This window comes from Pseudomonas sp. GW823-FHT02F05 (genome assembly GCF_058797315.1).
Genome location: NZ_JBXAJM010000006.1, coordinates 181,375 through 196,312, shown reverse-complemented (window position 1 = coordinate 196,312; position 14,938 = coordinate 181,375). Strand labels below are relative to the sequence as shown.

The following is a 14,938-nucleotide window of genomic DNA, read 5'->3' as shown; positions in this document are numbered from 1 at the left end:
CAACACTGGCTGCTTTGCGACGTCTAACGCCCACAATTACCCAGGAGTTACCCGATGAATGCTCGTCTGCTTGGTTTGGCCATGGTTGTTGGTTTGTCGCTGCCTGTGGCGGCGCAGGCGCAGATGCTGGCGCCGGGCTTGTGGGAATTGACCACCAGCAATATGAAAGTCGATAACCAGGACCTGCCGGACTTGTCGCTGATCCTCGGTCAACTCAAGCAACAGATGACCCCTGAACAGCGCGCCGTGCTCGAAAAGCAAGGCATCAACATGGCCGGTAAAGGCGTACAGGTGTGCCTGACCCCGGCTCAGGTGGCCTCCGATTCGATCCCCCTGACCGACCCTCAATCGGGCTGCAAACAGGAAGTCACCGACAAGAGCGGCAACCAGTGGAAATTCCGTTTCAGTTGCCCGAAAGCCCAGGGCACTGGGGTGGCAACGTTCCAGAGCCAGAAAGAATTCACCACCAGCGTCAACGGTACCTTCAATGCCACCGGGATCCAGCAGAAGGGTAGCCTGGACAGCCACGCCCAGTGGCTGGGCAACGATTGCGGTTCGGTCAAACCCCGCGCTTAACGCCCAAACTGCAGGGGCAAGCCCTGGCAACTGTTGACCACCTGGCCGTTGTGCCAGGCCAGGTGGCCGCTGACCAGTGTTGTACTCACGCTGTGACGAAAGCTGCGCTCTGCAAAAGGTGTCCAGCCACAACGGGCGAGAATGGGTTGGCTGTTGACCGGCTTGCCGGCAGGCTCGGGTTTGATCAGCACCAGGTCGGCCCAGTAGCCTTCGCGCAGGTAGCCGCGATCAGCAATGGCAAACAGGTCGGCCACGCGGTGGCTGGTCTTGGCTACCAGAGTGGTCAGGGGTAAATGCCCGTCGGCCACCAACTCCAGCAACGCCGGCAGGGCATGCTGCACCAGGGGCAAGCCCGAGGGTGCTTGCCGATAGTCCAACTGTTTTTGCGCCCAGGTATGCGGCGCATGGTCGGTGCCAATCACATCCAGACGATCACTCAATAACGCCAGGCGCAGCGCGTCGCGGTCGGCGCGGGTCTTGATCGCCGGGTTGCATTTGATCTGGTGGCCGAGGCGGTGGTAATCGCGGTCATCGAACAGCAGGTGGTGCAGGCAGACTTCGGCGGTGATGTGCTTGTCGGCCAGGGGCTTGTCTTCGAACAGCGCGAGTTCGCGAGCGGTGGTCAGGTGCAACACATGCAGGCGCGTGCCATGGCGTTTGGCCAATTCCACGGCAAACGATGACGAGCGATAACAGGCCTCGGCATCACGGATCAGCGGGTGGGCGACGGCGGGAATATGCTCGCCGAAGCGTTCGCGCAGGCGCTGCTCGTTGGCCAATATGCTGGGCGTGTGTTCGCAGTGAGCGAGCAGGATGGTCGGCGCCTCGGCAAATAGGCGCTCCAGAACGCGTGGGTCGTCCACCAGCATATTGCCGGTGGAGGCGCCCATGAACACTTTGACTCCAGCTACTTCACGAGGAGCGAGGGCCGCGACGGTGTCGAGGTTGTCGTTGCTCACGCCAAAATGGAAGCCGTAGTTGGCCACTGAATGCAGTGCGGCACGGCGCTTTTTATCGGCAAGGGCTTCCAGGTTCAGCGTGGCCGGGTGGGTGTTGGGCATGTCCATGAAGCTGGTGATACCACCGGCCACCGCCGCGCGGGATTCGCTGTAGAAACTGCCTTTTTCCGGTGCGCCGGGTTCGCGAAAGTGCACCTGATCGTCGATCATCCCTGGCAGTAGCCACTGGCCGTTGGCATCGATTTCCACCGGTTCGTTATCGCCTTGAATGCTGGCGGCAATTTTCTCGATACGACCATTGGCGATCAGTACGTCGGCGTCGAATACCTGGCCCTCGTTGACCAGTCGGGCGTTGCGGATCAGCAGGCGGCTCATGGTTCAGAACTCGTTTTGCAGGGCTTTGTAGCCGCGCACCAGGTCGACGTTGGTGCGTGCCACATCCTCGGAAAACTCCGAGGCGCTGACACTCACCGGCGGGAAGTGCGACAAGTCGGTGTTGGGGCCGATACGCGTGGTAGAGGGCACGTAGAAAGCGGTGGGCAGGTCACGGCCGTCGACCACCGAGTTGTGGCGCACCACGCACCCATCGCCCACGGCGCAATTGAACAGCACGCTGTTGAAGCCAATAAACACGCGGTTGCCCACTGTACAGGGGCCGTGGACGATGGAGCGGTGAGCGATGGAGGTGAATTCGCCGATGGTCACCGCTGCGCCGGACTTGGAGTGGATGACCACGCCGTCCTGGATGTTGGAGTTGGCGCCGATGGTGATCGGGTCCATGGCGCCGCTGGCATCCACTTCGTCGGCGCGGATCACGGCGTAAGGGCCGACGAACACGTTCTCACCGATGATAACTTTGCCGCAGATGATCGCGGTCTTGTCGACGTAGGCCGATTCGGCAATCACCGGCAGGTCGCCGGAAGGATTTTTGCGGATCATGGCTGGCTCAGTGCGGCGCACAGGGTGTTGAGGTTGTATTCGAACAGCCCGATAAAGGTGCTGGCCGGGCCTTCTGCAGCGAGAGCGTCGGAGTACAGCGTGCCGCCGATCTGTGCGCCGCTTTCGTCAGCGATCTGCTTGAGCAGGCGTGAGTCCTTGATGTTTTCCATGAACACGGCTTTGACCTTGTCTTTGCGAATCTGGGTGATCAGCGCGGCAACTTCAGCGGCCGAAGGGTCACGTTCGGTGGACAAGCCCTGGGGCGCGAGGAACTGGATGCCATAGGCCTGGCCCAGGTAACCGAAGGCGTCATGGGAAGTGACGATGCGACGGTTTCCCGGTGGCAGGGCGCCGAACTTGGCCTTGGCCTCGTCCAGCAGGCTACGGATTTGCTTGAGGTAGGCCTGGCTGTTGCTCAGGTAGGCGGTCTTGTTGGCAGGGTCGGCGGCTACCAGCGCTTTGGTGATGTTGCTCACATAAATCTCGGCGTTGGCCAAGTTGTGCCAGGCGTGCGGGTCGGGAATGGTTTCGCCATCCTCGTCCATGGTGTGGGAAATCACGCCTTTGCTGGCGGTGACCACCGTTGCCTTGGTTTCGGTGCTGGTAACCAGGCGGTCCAGCCACGGCTCGAAACCGAGGCCGTTCTTGATGATGACCTTGGCCTTGAGCAGTGCCTTGGCGTCGTCCGGCGTGGGTTCATAGGTATGGGCGTCGGCGTCCGGGCCGACCATGTTGCTGATCTGGATATGCTCGCCACCGATCTGGTGGGTGATGTCATCGAGAATACTGAAGCTGGTGACCACTTGCAGTTTGTCGGCGGCGTGGGCCATCGAAAGCGGCAGCAGCAGACTGAACAGCACGAATAGAGCGCGCATCGGGAAACACCTCATTGGGATGTGAGCAAAGGCGGGCGGCGCAACAAACCGTGCACCGGACCGAACACCACGGACAACAAATACCCAGCGCCTGCCACCAGCACGATCGCCGGGCCGCTGGGCAGTGAGTAGTAGAACGACAGCAGCAGGCCCAACCACACCGACAGGCATCCCAGCAGCGCCGATACCGCGATCAGCACTGGCAGGCGTCGACTCCAGAAGCGTGAGGCGATGGCCGGCAACATCATCAAGCCGACCACCATCAACGCGCCGATGGCCTGGAAACCGATCACTAGGTTCAGCACCACCAGGGTCAGGAACACGCCATGGGCGAGGGGCCCGAGGCGGCTGACGGTTTGCAGGAACAGCGGGTCGAGGGTGTCCAGCAGCAGCGGTTTGTAGATCAGCGCCATGGCGATCAGGCTGAAACCCGAGACCCATAGCATGCCGGTCAGTGTGGTTTGATCCACGGCCAGGGCGGAGCCGAACAGCAGGTGCAGCAGGTCCAGACGCTTGCCGGCAAGGCCCAGGATCAGCACGCCGGCGGCCAAAGAGATGGGGTAGATGGCGGCGAGGCTGGCGTCTTCGCGCAGGCCGGTGCGGCGAGTGATCCACGCGGCCAGGCCGGCCATGCTCAGGCCCGCACCCAGGCCGCCGAGGGTCAGCGCGGGCAGGCTCAGCCCGGCGAACCAGAAACCCAGGGCTGCGCCGGGCAGGATGCCGTGGGCCACCGCATCACCGATCAGGCTCATGCGCCGCAGGATCAGAAACACTCCTAGCGGCGCGGTGCTGCAAGCCAGTACCAAACCGCCGATGAGTGCGCGGCGCATAAAGACGAACTCATGAAACGGCAGCCACAAGTGGGCAGTGAAGTGCATTCAGGCCACCTGCATCTGCGGTTGCGGGCGGATCAGCTCTTTGCTGGGGCCGAATACGCAGCCGGTGTTTTTGATCTGCAGTACGTGCTGGGTGTGGTGACGCACGGAGGCCAGGTCATGGCAGACGATCACCAGGGTGCGGCCTTCGTTGTGCCAAGCGTGGATGTGCTTCCAGCACAGCGCCTGACCGTCCTCATCGAGGGCTGCGTGAGGTTCGTCGAGCAGCAGGACGGATGCGTCGGCCAGGCTCATGCGTGCCAGCAGGGCGCGCTGCAATTCGCCTCCGGACAATGCCATCAACGGTCGGTGTTCCAAGCCAGTCAGGCACCAGTCTTCGAGTACCGCGTGCAGGCGTTGGCTGCGTTGTTGCGCGGTGTGTTGGGTGCCCCAGAAACCGGCAGCGACCAGCTCTTGCAGGCTGATGGGGAACTGGCGGTCCAAGTGTTGCTGCTGGGGCAGGAATGCCAGGCCGCCACGGCGTGGAACATCCACAATGACCTTTCCCGCCAGCGGCTTTTGCAGGCCGGCGATGACTTTGAGCAGGCTGCTCTTGCCTGTGCCATTGGCGCCGATGATGCCGGTGAGGCTGCCTTTTTCCAGGGTCAAATCCAGTGCCGGGGTGAGCGGTTGCCCAGGGGCACCCCAGCGCAAAGAGTTACAGGTGATCATGCAAAGTCTCTCGTCCAGCGGCTTTCAGCCACGGCATCGTGCGCGTGCAGGCTTTCGGCGTGGATCACTTTGAGGTGGAAGGCTTTGATGGCATCCGAGCGTTTCAAGGCGAGGTTCAGGCGGCGAGCGGCGTCTTCGCAGAACATCAGGTTCTGCCCGTTGGCCAGGGCGAAGGCTTGTTCGTCTGCGCGTTTCACCGCGGTTTGTACGGCGGTACCGAGCGCGGCTTCGGCAGCGTTGATCAAGTCGATTATCGGCAGGTCAGTACCTTGCAACTGAACGTGCAACTGCGCGCTGCTGCGTTGGCTATGGGGTGTGGCGACGATGCCGTTGGCACTGCCGAGCCAGGCCAGCAGCGCTTCGTGCTGCAACGGCGTGTTGGCGAAATCATCCACAAATTGCTGCTGAATCAACTGCCTGGCGAGTGCGGCGGAGCAAGGGCAGGTTGAGGAATAAGTAACGTCAATTTTTAGTTCCACGTGGAACATCTGGTTTTCCAGACGCGCTTCGATGCTCACCGGGTAGCTCTTCCAGCCGGCTAGCGGACTGACCAGGGCGGGTCGTTTAAGCAGCAACTGGGTGTTGATGCGCAAGTAAGCGTTCTTAGATAAACCTTCATGTGTGTCGAGAAAACGCTGCAGTACATTACGCAGCAGTGCAGGTGTCAGCGGGTGTTGATCGAGCATTTCCAGAGCCAGGTACAGGCGTGACATATGAATGCCACGGGCCGTGCCGTCGTCCAGGCTTACGCCCGCATCAGCGGTGGCGGCCAGGCGTTGACCGTCAATCAGGATCGGCAAGGCGATGCCGCACATACCCACCCAGTCGAGTGGCAAGGCTTGGCGTGAAGCCTGCGCGGCAATGTCCGGCAGAGTCAGCGCATTCATAAGCAGGTCCATCGTTGGAAATAATTCGACATGTTATAGTATAACAATACGAGCTACGATGAATTTTCTGCTCCAGCCTTTGTTCAGTCATATCGAGTAGGGACACTCCTTTATCTGCGGTATATGCCATGCACCGACGTCAGCTCCTCAACCTGCTGCTGGTCAGCCCCTTGTTTGCCTTGCCTTTGGGGGCTTACGCCACGCAGATTCGCAATGCACGCCTGTGGCGCTCAAACGACAAGCTGCGCCTGGTGTTCGACCTCAGCGGCCCGGTGCAATACAAGACCTTTTCCCTGGCCTCACCGGACCGCTTGATCATCGACTTGAGTGGCGCCGGTCTCAGCGGCGACTTTTCCCAATTGGCGTTGAAGAACAGTGGGATTATCTCGATCCGTTCCGGGCATTTCGGCAAGAGCGATACGCGCATCGTGCTGGACCTGGTCGAGCCCATGCAGCTCAACAGCTTCGTGCTGCCGCCCCAGGATGGCCAAGGCCATCGCCTGGTGTTGGATTTGACCAACGCGACCCGTGCGCCCCGTCAAATCGCCGCAGAGCCGGCACTCTTGGTGACGCCGGTAGACAAGGCGCATCCCAAGCGCGACATAATCGTGGTGGTCGACCCTGGCCATGGCGGCAAAGACCCAGGTGCCATTGGCTCCAAGGGCCAGCGCGAAAAAGATGTGGTGCTGTCGATTGCCCAGTTGTTGGCTAAACGCTTGAAGCGCGAAAAGGGTTTTGACGTAAAACTGGTGCGCAACGACGACTTCTTCGTGCCGCTGCGCAAGCGCGTGGACATCGCCCGTCAGCACAAGGCCGATATGTTTATTTCGGTACATGCCGACGCCGCGCCACGGCTGACCGCGTCGGGCGCTTCGGTGTATGCGTTGTCTGAAGGGGGCGCCACCTCCGCCACGGCCCGCTTCATGGCCCAACGCGAAAATGGCGCCGACTTGCTGGGCGCCACCACCTTGCTCAATCTGAAGGACAAGGACCCGATGCTGGCCGGGGTCATTCTCGACATGTCGATGAATGCGACCATCGCCTCCAGCCTGCAACTGGGCAGCTCGGTATTGGGCAGCCTGCAAAACATCACCAGCCTGCATCAGAAACGTGTGGAACAGGCCGGGTTCGCCGTGCTCAAGTCACCGGACGTGCCTTCGATCCTGGTGGAGACGGGTTTCATTTCCAACCCTCGGGATGCCCAGCGGCTGGTGACGGCGCGCCATCAACAGGCGGTGGCGGATGGCCTTTTCGAAGGACTCAAGCGTTACTTCCAGAAGAACCCACCCATGAACAGCTACATGGCCTGGGTGCAGGCGCAGAAAAACAGCCAGGTCTAACAGCCGGTCATTCGGCTGCAAGTGAACTTGGCGCTGGCGCCCCCTGAGCTGGAAAACCGGTTGATGGTGGTCCAGCCCACGCGCCGCGTGTAGCCAACCCACGCCTCGCCATCCGATGCCAACCCGGTAAAAAACGTCAGTTGCCCATAACGGCTGTTGGTCTGCGCCCAATAGCGTTTGCCGATCACTTCGAAACCGCGCAGATACGTAGTGCTGCCGACGGTTGCCACGCTATAGGCATTGCCCAACGGGTCCACACAAGCGAGCAGGTTGGCGCTGCGTGTGCAGTTGGCCAACAGGCTGGGTGCCTGGGCGCAGGCAGGCCCGGCGACTGCCAATAGCAGCGCGCACAGCAGGTATTTCATCGAGGTTCTCAACATAGGCAGGTGACCCAGCATTGCGCCCTTCGTCGCGGCGAGCAAGAGGGATTGGCTTATTTGTATTGTTATACTATAACATAAATGCACAGCCCGACCCGCGAACCGCTTCCATGACCGAACACGACCTTTTGGCCCAACCAGCGGCCGACTACATGAATGAGGCCCAGCAGCGCTTTTTCCGCGAACTGCTGCTGGCTCAGCGCGATGACCTGCAAGCCCGTATCGACGCAGAGTTCCAGGCGCTGCGCGAGCAGGAAACCAACAGCGATCTGGCGGATATCGGCAGTGCCGAAGAGCAACGCCAATGGCAACTGCGCCTGCTGGAGCGTGAAAAGAAGCTATTGGACAAGATCGACGACGCCTTGGAGCTGCTGGCTCGTGGCGAATACGGCTGGTGCCGTGAAACCGGCGAACCCATCGGCCTGCAACGCCTGCTGCTGCGTCCCACCGCCACCTTATGTATCGAAGCCAAAGAACGTGAAGAGCTGCGCGAACGCCATAGACGGGCAGTTTGACCGGCCAACCTTGATGAGGAATACCTGATGCCCAATCGTCTCCCTGTGACCGTGTTGTCCGGCTTTCTCGGTGCCGGTAAAAGCACGCTGCTCAACTATGTCCTGCGCAACCGCGACAACCTGCGGGTGGCGGTGATCGTCAACGACATGAGCGAAATCAACATCGACGGCAGCGAGGTGCAGCGTGATGTCACGCTCAATCGTTCGGAAGAAAAGCTGGTGGAGATGAGCAATGGCTGCATCTGCTGCACCTTGCGTGAAGACTTGCTTGAAGAGGTGGGAAAACTCGCCAAAGAAGGTCGTTTCGATTACCTGCTGATCGAATCCACCGGTATTTCCGAACCTTTGCCCGTGGCCGAAACCTTCACTTTTCGCGATGAAAACGAGCAAAGCCTGGCCGACATTGCACGCCTGGACACGATGGTCACTGTGGTCGACGGTATGAATTTCCTGCTCGACTACCAGGCCGCCGAAAGCCTGGCTTCACGGGGCGAAACCCTCGGTGAGGAGGATGAACGTTCCATCACCGACCTGTTGATCGAACAGATCGAATTCGCCGACGTCATCCTGATCAGCAAGATCGACCTGATCAGCAGCCGTGAGCGCGAAGAACTGATGGCCATCCTCGAGCGCCTCAACGCCCAGGCGGAAATCATCCCGATGGTTATGGGCGAAGTGCCGCTGAACAAAATCCTCAACACTGGCCGTTTCGACTTCGAACGCGCCGCCCAGGCCCCGGGCTGGTTGCAGGAATTGCGCGGTGAGCATGTGCCGGAAACCGAAGAATACGGCATAGCGTCCACGGCTTACCGTGCTCGCCGGCCGCTCCATCCACAGCGGTTTTTCGACTTTATCGACCGCCCCTGGGTCAACGGCAAGCTGTTGCGCTCCAAGGGTTTCTTCTGGTTGGCCAGCAAACATCAGGATGCGGGCAGTTGGTCCCAGGCGGGCGGGTTGATGCGCCATGGGTTTGCCGGGCGTTGGTGGCGCTTTGTGCCGAAAAGCCAGTGGCCTCAGGACGAAGAAAGCGTGGCGGCGATCATGGCTAACTGGCAGTTGAGCACGGGTGACTGCCGTCAGGAACTGGTGTTTATCGGGCAAAACATCGACTTTGCCCAGATGCGTACCGAGTTGGACGCCTGCTTGCTCACCGATGAAGAAATGGCCCTGGGTGTCGAAGGTTGGCGCCAGCTACCCGACCCGTTTGGCCCTTGGTACGAGCAGGTCGCCTGATGCTGGCCCCGGTCATTCCCCTACGCCCTGTCATCCGCCAAAGCTGTGGAGAAACGCCGCTGGCGCTGTCCGACATCCTCAATGATGGCGTCAACCTGGCGATCTGGCAGCGCCAATTGCCCCTGCATATCGCCGAGTTTGGCGCTTTGCTGGTGGCGCTCAATGAATCGTTGGCCGAGTCCTTGGTGGTCGAGTTGACTAGCGAAGACTCCGTGCCGAACTTGCAAGGTTTGGCGTCCAGCTGTCGCGATCTTGAAGGCTACGATGGGTTTATCGCCGATGTGACGTGGCTGGTCAGTGCATTCGCCTGCCTGCTGGGCGCCAAGCGCATCGGCGTACGCTTACGGCTGTTGGACAAGGCCATGTGCCCGCGTTTTCACGTCGATCACGTGCCGGTTCGGCTGATCACCACCTACGCCGGTATCGGTAGCCAATGGTTGCGCGAAGGCGTTATGGACCGGCGCACATTGAGCCAGGCGGATGCCGAGCCCACTGAGCGCATCGAGCAGATCCATTGCGGTGAAGTGGCGCTGCTTAAAGGCACGAAATGGCACGGCAATGAAGGACAAGGGCTGATCCACCGCTCGCCAGCGCTCAAGGCCGATGAGCGACGGTTGATCCTGACACTGGATTGGCTGGCATAACCGCGTAGGATCAAACGCTCTACACGGCCTGAACGATGCCTCTCATGTTGCAGAACATTCCTACCCACGTGATTGCAGGGCCCTTGGGCGCCGGCAAGACCAGCCTGATCAAGCACCTGCTTGCCCAGCGCCCGGCCAACGAGCGCTGGGCGGTGCTGATCAACGAGTTCGGCCAGATCGGCCTGGACGCAGCCCTACTCACACAAGACGATGACGGCATCGCCTTGGGCGAGGTGGCTGGCGGCTGTTTGTGCTGTGTGAACGGTGCACCGTTCCAGGTAGGGCTGGGCCGCTTGTTGCGTAAGGCTAAGCCGGACCGGTTGTTTATCGAGCCCTCAGGCTTGGGCCATCCGGCGCAATTGCTCAAGCAACTGCGGCACGCACCATGGCAAGACGTGCTCGCCGTGCAGCCGTGCGTGCTGGTACTCGATGCTCAGGCTTTGGCAGCGGGCAAGCCGTTGCCGCAGGCACAGCAGGAGGCGTTGACCAGCGCCGGCCTGCTGGTGCTGAACAAGGACGAGACGCTGACCGCGGCTCAACGTCAGGCGATTGAAGTGCAATTACCCGATTGCCCGCTCTATTGGACACGCCAGGCGCAACTGCCACTCGACCGGTTGCCCGGTTTGAAAGCACGGGCCCAAGTAGCGGTGGATAATTTCGGCGTGCCTGAAGCGGTGGGGCAAATGCCGGCGATCTGGAGCGACCCGGGGTTGCCGATCTGTCTGAGTCAGAGCCAGGAGGGCGGCTGGAGCATTGGCTGGCGCTGGCACCCAAGCCAGCGATTCGATGTCAGCCGTCTGCATCAGTGGCTATTCAGTTTGGGCTGGCGCCGTGCCAAATTGGTTATCCACAGCGTTGAGGGTTGGGTGTCTGCCAACGCTGTGGACAACAGCCCACTGCACTGGCAACCCAGCGCTTGGCGGCGCGATTCACGTGTTGAGTTGATCTTCAGCGCACCACAGGACGTGGCCGCATTGCAAAGCGCCCTGGCAGCCTGCCGTTACTGATGTTTCTTGCTAGCGTGGTCCTGGCGCCACTGGCTCAATTCGATGATCTCGGCGCTGGGCAGCGGCTCCTTGGTTTCGAACGGGTAGGGCGCCAGTTCGATCTGCGCGCTGTGGGCGCCGAATTGGGTGATGACCCCGGCATGCCGGGTTTCGCCGGTCACCGTGAACTCGAAATTATAGATGCGCGCCAGGCGTCGGCGGCCATTGGCATCCTTGACGAAACCGATGCGCTTGAGCGCCACGGCACCGTCAAGCAGCTCGATATCGAGCTTGGCGCAATGCTGCTTGACCCGCGCCAGCGCCCGTTCACGCAGGCCGTGGTTATGCCAAACCCAGGCGGCGCCGGTGGCCAGCAGCATCAAAACGAAGATGTTTCCCAGGGTCAGCATTCCATGAACTCCAACAAAGTGAGCGCAGCTTAACTGTGTCGCCGGTCTGTCGTACAGGCTGCGTTTAGTCGCATACTGCTCGGCCAGAAATTCAACGGTTTTACGGAAATCTCCCGCATGAAACGTACACCTCACCTGCTTGCGATCCAGTCTCATGTGGTCTTCGGCCACGCCGGAAACAGCGCCGCCGTGTTCCCCATGCAGCGGGTCGGGGTGAACGTCTGGCCGCTCAACACGGTGCAGTTCTCCAACCACACACAGTATGGACAGTGGGCGGGCGAAGTGCTGGCGCCGCAGCAAATTCCTGCGCTGGTGGAGGGTATTGCCGCGATTGGCGAGCTGGGCAACTGTGATGCGGTGCTGTCCGGTTACCTGGGCAGTGCCGACCAGGGCCGCGCCATCCTCAGCGGTGTGGCGCGCATCAAGGCGATCAACCCCAAGGCGCTGTACCTGTGCGACCCGGTGATGGGCCACCCGGAAAAGGGTTGCATCGTGCCGCAGGAGGTCAGCGATTTCCTTTTGGATGAAGCCGCCGCCATGGCGGACTTCCTGTGCCCCAACCAACTGGAGCTGGACAGTTTTGCCGGGCGCAAGCCGCAATCGCTGTTCGATTGCCTGGCGATGGCCAAGGCCTTGCTGGCGCGCGGACCCAAGGCGGTGTTGGTCAAGCACCTGGATTACCCAGGCAAACTGCCAGAAGGTTTTGAAATGCTGCTGGTGACAGCTGAGGGCAGTTGGCACTTGCGCCGGCCCCTGCTGGCGTTTCCGCGCCAGCCAGTGGGCGTGGGCGACCTGACGTCGGGCCTGTTTCTGGCGCGGGTGCTGTTGGGTGATAGCCTGGTGGCTGCCTTTGAATTCACCGCCGCGGCCGTGCATGAAGTGCTGCTGGAAACCCAGGCCTGCGCCAGTTATGAACTGGAACTGGTGCGGGCGCAGGACCGTATTGCCCACCCTCGTGTGCGCTTCGAAGCCATACCGATCAGCCTGTAATGACACAGAATCCAATGTGGGAGCGAGCAAGCCCGTTCCCACATTTTGATTGGGTTTACAAATTACGGCGCGTCGGCTTTGATTTCCCGGTAACGCTTTTCCAGTTCCTGACGAATCTGCCGACGCTGCTGAGCCTGCACAAAGCGGCGCTTGTCTTCGCTGTTCTGCGGCTGCAACGGCGGTACGGCGGCAGGTTTGCGCTGGTCGTCCACGGCCACCATGGTGAAGAAGCAGCTGTTGGTATGGCGCACCGAGCGTTCACGGATATTCTCGGTCACCACCTTGATGCCCACTTCCATCGACGTATTGCCGGTGTAGTTGACTGACGCCAGGAAGGTCACCAGCTCACCGACATGAATCGGCTCGCGAAAGATCACCTGATCTACTGACAGCGTGACCACATAACGACCGGCATAACGGCTGGCGCAGGCATAGGCCACTTCGTCGAGGTACTTGAGCAGCGTGCCGCCGTGCACATTGCCAGAGAAGTTGGCCATGTCAGGGGTCATCAGTACCGTCATCGACAGCTGGGCGTTTCCGGGTTCCATAGCACACTCACGGGTTGTAGGCATTGGTTGGGGGGAGGCACCTCTGCGGGTACTCAAAGTCTTTGCAGCGCCATCCCTAACGGGACGCCGTCAGGCGGCTTGCCGTCACGCGCGCAGCGATCTGTTTCCATATATTGCACCGGCTTTCCAGCAGAAGTCGCGGTGTTACCCTTCAAAAGCCCTTCTCAGGGCTTTTCTTACGATCAAGGCAGACTTTTCCGACGCTTCAAAGGCGCGGCCGGAAGTGGGAAAAGCGCCGGCACCCTCAAGGAGCCCCTCGCCATGCACGCCATCAGCTTTATCCAGGACTTGGCCGTGATCATGCTGGTGGCAGGGGTGGTCACCATCCTGTTTCACCGCTTCAAGCAGCCGGTGGTGTTGGGCTACATCGTCGCCGGCTTCATTATCGGCCCCCACACCCCGCCGTTTGGCCTGATCCACGATGAAGACACGATCAAGACCCTGGCGGAGTTGGGAGTCATCTTCCTGATGTTTTGCCTGGGCCTGGAATTCAGCCTGCGCAAGCTATTCAAAGTCGGGGCCACGGCGTTTATCGCGGCGTTCCTGGAAATCGTGCTGATGATCTGGATCGGCTACGAGATCGGCCGCTGGTTCGACTGGAGCACCATGGACTCGCTGTTCCTCGGCGCGATCCTGGCAATCTCCTCGACCACCATTATCGTCAAGGCTCTCAACGACCTGAAGATGAAAGACCAGCGGTTCGCCCAGCTGATTTTCGGTGTGCTGATTGTCGAGGACATCCTGGGTATCGGCATCATTGCCTTGCTGTCGAGCATCGCCGTGAGTGGCACGGTCAGCTCCGGCGAGGTGTTCTCCACAGTCGGCAAGCTCTCGCTGTTCATGATCGTTGCGTTGGTGATTGGTATTTTGCTGGTGCCGCGCCTGCTGGCTTATGTGGCCAAGTTTGAAAGCAACGAGATGCTGCTGATCACGGTATTGGGGCTGTGCTTTGGTTTCTGCCTGCTGGTGGTGAAGTTGGAATACAGCATGGTGCTCGGGGCCTTTTTGATCGGCGCGATCATGGCTGAATCCCGGCAGTTGATTAAGATCGAACGCCTGATCGAACCCGTTCGCGACATGTTCAGCGCGATTTTCTTCGTGGCGATTGGCTTGATGATCGACCCGCAGATCCTGTTGCAATACGCCTGGCCCATTGCGGTGATCACCGTGGCCGTGGTGCTGGGCAAGATGCTGTCTTGCGGGCTAGGTGCGTTTATCGCCGGCAATGATGGTCGCACCTCGCTGCGGGTGGGTATGGGGCTGTCACAAATTGGCGAGTTTTCTTTCATCATCGCGGCGCTGGGGATGACCCTGCAGGTCACCAGCGACTTTCTGTATCCCGTGGCGGTGGCCGTTTCGGCGATCACCACGCTGCTGACGCCCTACCTGATTCGCGGGGCCGACCCGCTATCATTGAAGATCGCCGCACTGATGCCCACGCGAATGAGCCGAGTGTTCGGCATGTATGGAGAATGGTTGCGCAGCATTCAGCCCCAGGGCGAGGGGGCGATGTTGGCCGCGATGATCCGCAAGATCATCCTGCAAGTCGGGGTAAACCTGGCATTGGTGATCGCAATCTTCTTTGCCGGCAGCTTTTTCGCAGGGCGCATCGGTGGGTATCTGGAAGGCTGGGTCAGCGATCAAAGCTGGCAGAAGGCGTTGATCTGGGGCGGGGCGCTGCTAGTGTCGTTGCCGTTTCTGATTGCGGCGTATCGCAAGCTCAAGGCGCTGTCGATGCTGCTGGCGGAGATGAGCGTGAAGCCAGAGATGGCCGGGCGTCATACCCAGCGTGTGCGAAGGGTGATTGCGGAGCTGATCCCCCTCTTGTCGCTGCTGGTGATCTTCCTGCTATTGGCAGCCTTGTCGGCCAGTATTCTGCCGACCAACAAGTTGCTGGTGTTGATTGCCGTGGTCACGGCGGCGGTGGCTGCAGTGCTCTGGCGCTGGTTTATCCGTGTGCATACGCGGATGCAGGTTGCGTTGCTGGAGACGCTGGATAACCACAAGGATACGGAACACTGACTGGCGTTGGCGGGGGCTGCTTTGCAGCCCAGCGGGAGCAAGCTCCCTCGCCACAAAAGCCGGTTG

Annotated in this window: 17 protein-coding genes; 8 read left to right on the top strand and 9 right to left on the bottom strand. The window is 60.4% G+C overall.

Annotated features, from left to right (window positions below):
* Positions 1–54 precede the first annotated feature (54 nt).
* Positions 55–576 (top strand): DUF3617 domain-containing protein, encoded by a 522-nt coding sequence (locus AC1RAC_RS10055; protein ID WP_492616539.1) that lies wholly within the window; start codon positions 55–57, stop codon positions 574–576.
* Here the strand turns inward: AC1RAC_RS10055 and AC1RAC_RS10050 are convergent.
* Genes AC1RAC_RS10050 through folE2 form a run of 6 tightly spaced genes read right to left on the bottom strand, consistent with a single transcriptional unit; the run spans position 573 to position 5,783 of the window.
* Complete coding sequence (locus AC1RAC_RS10050) at positions 573–1,910, bottom strand: dihydroorotase (RefSeq protein WP_492616538.1); 1,338 nt, start codon at positions 1,908–1,910, stop codon at positions 573–575. The genes AC1RAC_RS10055 and AC1RAC_RS10050 overlap by 4 nt on opposite strands.
* A 3-nt stretch (positions 1,911–1,913) precedes the next feature.
* Entirely contained in the window at positions 1,914–2,474 is a 561-nt protein-coding gene (locus tag AC1RAC_RS10045) for a gamma carbonic anhydrase family protein (RefSeq protein WP_089041552.1), read from the bottom strand.
* Positions 2,471–3,349: a metal ABC transporter substrate-binding protein gene (locus AC1RAC_RS10040; protein ID WP_492616537.1), complete on the bottom strand. Its 879-nt coding sequence runs from the start codon at positions 3,347–3,349 to the stop codon at positions 2,471–2,473. The genes AC1RAC_RS10045 and AC1RAC_RS10040 overlap by 4 nt, the downstream gene beginning before the upstream one ends.
* An 11-nt stretch (positions 3,350–3,360) precedes the next feature.
* Positions 3,361–4,227, bottom strand: coding sequence for a metal ABC transporter permease (locus AC1RAC_RS10035; protein WP_003195772.1), 867 nt, complete (start codon positions 4,225–4,227; stop codon positions 3,361–3,363).
* Positions 4,228–4,896, bottom strand: coding sequence for a metal ABC transporter ATP-binding protein (locus AC1RAC_RS10030; RefSeq protein WP_492616536.1), 669 nt, complete (start codon positions 4,894–4,896; stop codon positions 4,228–4,230).
* Complete coding sequence (folE2, locus tag AC1RAC_RS10025; RefSeq protein ID WP_492616535.1) at positions 4,893–5,783, bottom strand: GTP cyclohydrolase FolE2; 891 nt, start codon at positions 5,781–5,783, stop codon at positions 4,893–4,895. Before folE2 ends, AC1RAC_RS10030 begins: the two co-directional genes overlap by 4 nt.
* A gap of 128 nt (positions 5,784–5,911) precedes the next feature.
* On the opposite strand from folE2, the gene AC1RAC_RS10020 reads away from it, so the two are divergent.
* Entirely contained in the window at positions 5,912–7,123 is a 1,212-nt protein-coding gene (locus AC1RAC_RS10020; RefSeq protein WP_236453491.1) for an N-acetylmuramoyl-L-alanine amidase, read from the top strand.
* On the opposite strand, the gene AC1RAC_RS10015 is transcribed toward AC1RAC_RS10020, so the two are convergent.
* Entirely contained in the window at positions 7,120–7,488 is a 369-nt protein-coding gene (locus AC1RAC_RS10015; RefSeq protein WP_034129159.1) for a hypothetical protein, read from the bottom strand. The genes AC1RAC_RS10020 and AC1RAC_RS10015 overlap by 4 nt on opposite strands.
* A gap of 125 nt (positions 7,489–7,613) precedes the next feature.
* Between AC1RAC_RS10015 and dksA the strand changes: the two genes are divergently transcribed.
* Genes dksA through AC1RAC_RS09995 form a run of 4 tightly spaced genes read left to right on the top strand, consistent with a single transcriptional unit; the run spans position 7,614 to position 10,902 of the window.
* On the top strand, positions 7,614–8,018 hold the full coding sequence (gene dksA, locus AC1RAC_RS10010) for an RNA polymerase-binding protein DksA (protein ID WP_034129158.1): 405 nt from the start codon (positions 7,614–7,616) through the stop codon (positions 8,016–8,018).
* A 27-nt stretch (positions 8,019–8,045) separates the two neighbouring features.
* Positions 8,046–9,251, top strand: coding sequence for a zinc metallochaperone GTPase ZigA (zigA, locus tag AC1RAC_RS10005; RefSeq protein WP_197900101.1), 1,206 nt, complete (start codon positions 8,046–8,048; stop codon positions 9,249–9,251).
* Complete coding sequence (locus AC1RAC_RS10000) at positions 9,251–9,895, top strand: DUF1826 domain-containing protein (RefSeq protein WP_492616534.1); 645 nt, start codon at positions 9,251–9,253, stop codon at positions 9,893–9,895. Before zigA ends, AC1RAC_RS10000 begins: the two co-directional genes overlap by 1 nt.
* Before the next feature lie 44 nt (positions 9,896–9,939).
* Entirely contained in the window at positions 9,940–10,902 is a 963-nt protein-coding gene (locus AC1RAC_RS09995) for a CobW family GTP-binding protein (protein WP_492616533.1), read from the top strand.
* Here the strand turns inward: AC1RAC_RS09995 and AC1RAC_RS09990 are convergent.
* On the bottom strand, positions 10,896–11,291 hold the full coding sequence (locus AC1RAC_RS09990; RefSeq protein ID WP_003195752.1) for a DUF3301 domain-containing protein: 396 nt from the start codon (positions 11,289–11,291) through the stop codon (positions 10,896–10,898). The two genes, AC1RAC_RS09995 and AC1RAC_RS09990, sit on opposite strands and share 7 nt — an antisense overlap.
* Positions 11,292–11,408: 117 nt before the next feature.
* Here AC1RAC_RS09990 and pdxY point away from each other — a divergent pair, with 117 nt between their 5' ends.
* A complete protein-coding gene (gene pdxY, locus AC1RAC_RS09985) occupies positions 11,409–12,281 on the top strand; it encodes a pyridoxal kinase PdxY (protein ID WP_181124443.1) in 873 nt (290 codons plus the stop codon).
* A 62-nt stretch (positions 12,282–12,343) separates the two neighbouring features.
* On the opposite strand, the gene AC1RAC_RS09980 is transcribed toward pdxY, so the two are convergent.
* Positions 12,344–12,829 carry an acyl-CoA thioesterase gene (locus AC1RAC_RS09980; RefSeq protein WP_003195747.1) on the bottom strand — a complete coding sequence of 162 codons (486 nt, stop codon included), beginning with the start codon at positions 12,827–12,829 and terminating at the stop codon, positions 12,344–12,346.
* Between the two features lie 282 nt (positions 12,830–13,111).
* Between AC1RAC_RS09980 and AC1RAC_RS09975 the strand changes: the two genes are divergently transcribed.
* A complete protein-coding gene (locus AC1RAC_RS09975) occupies positions 13,112–14,872 on the top strand; it encodes a cation:proton antiporter (RefSeq protein WP_490614458.1) in 1,761 nt (586 codons plus the stop codon).
* The last annotated feature ends 66 nt before the right edge of the window (positions 14,873–14,938 follow it).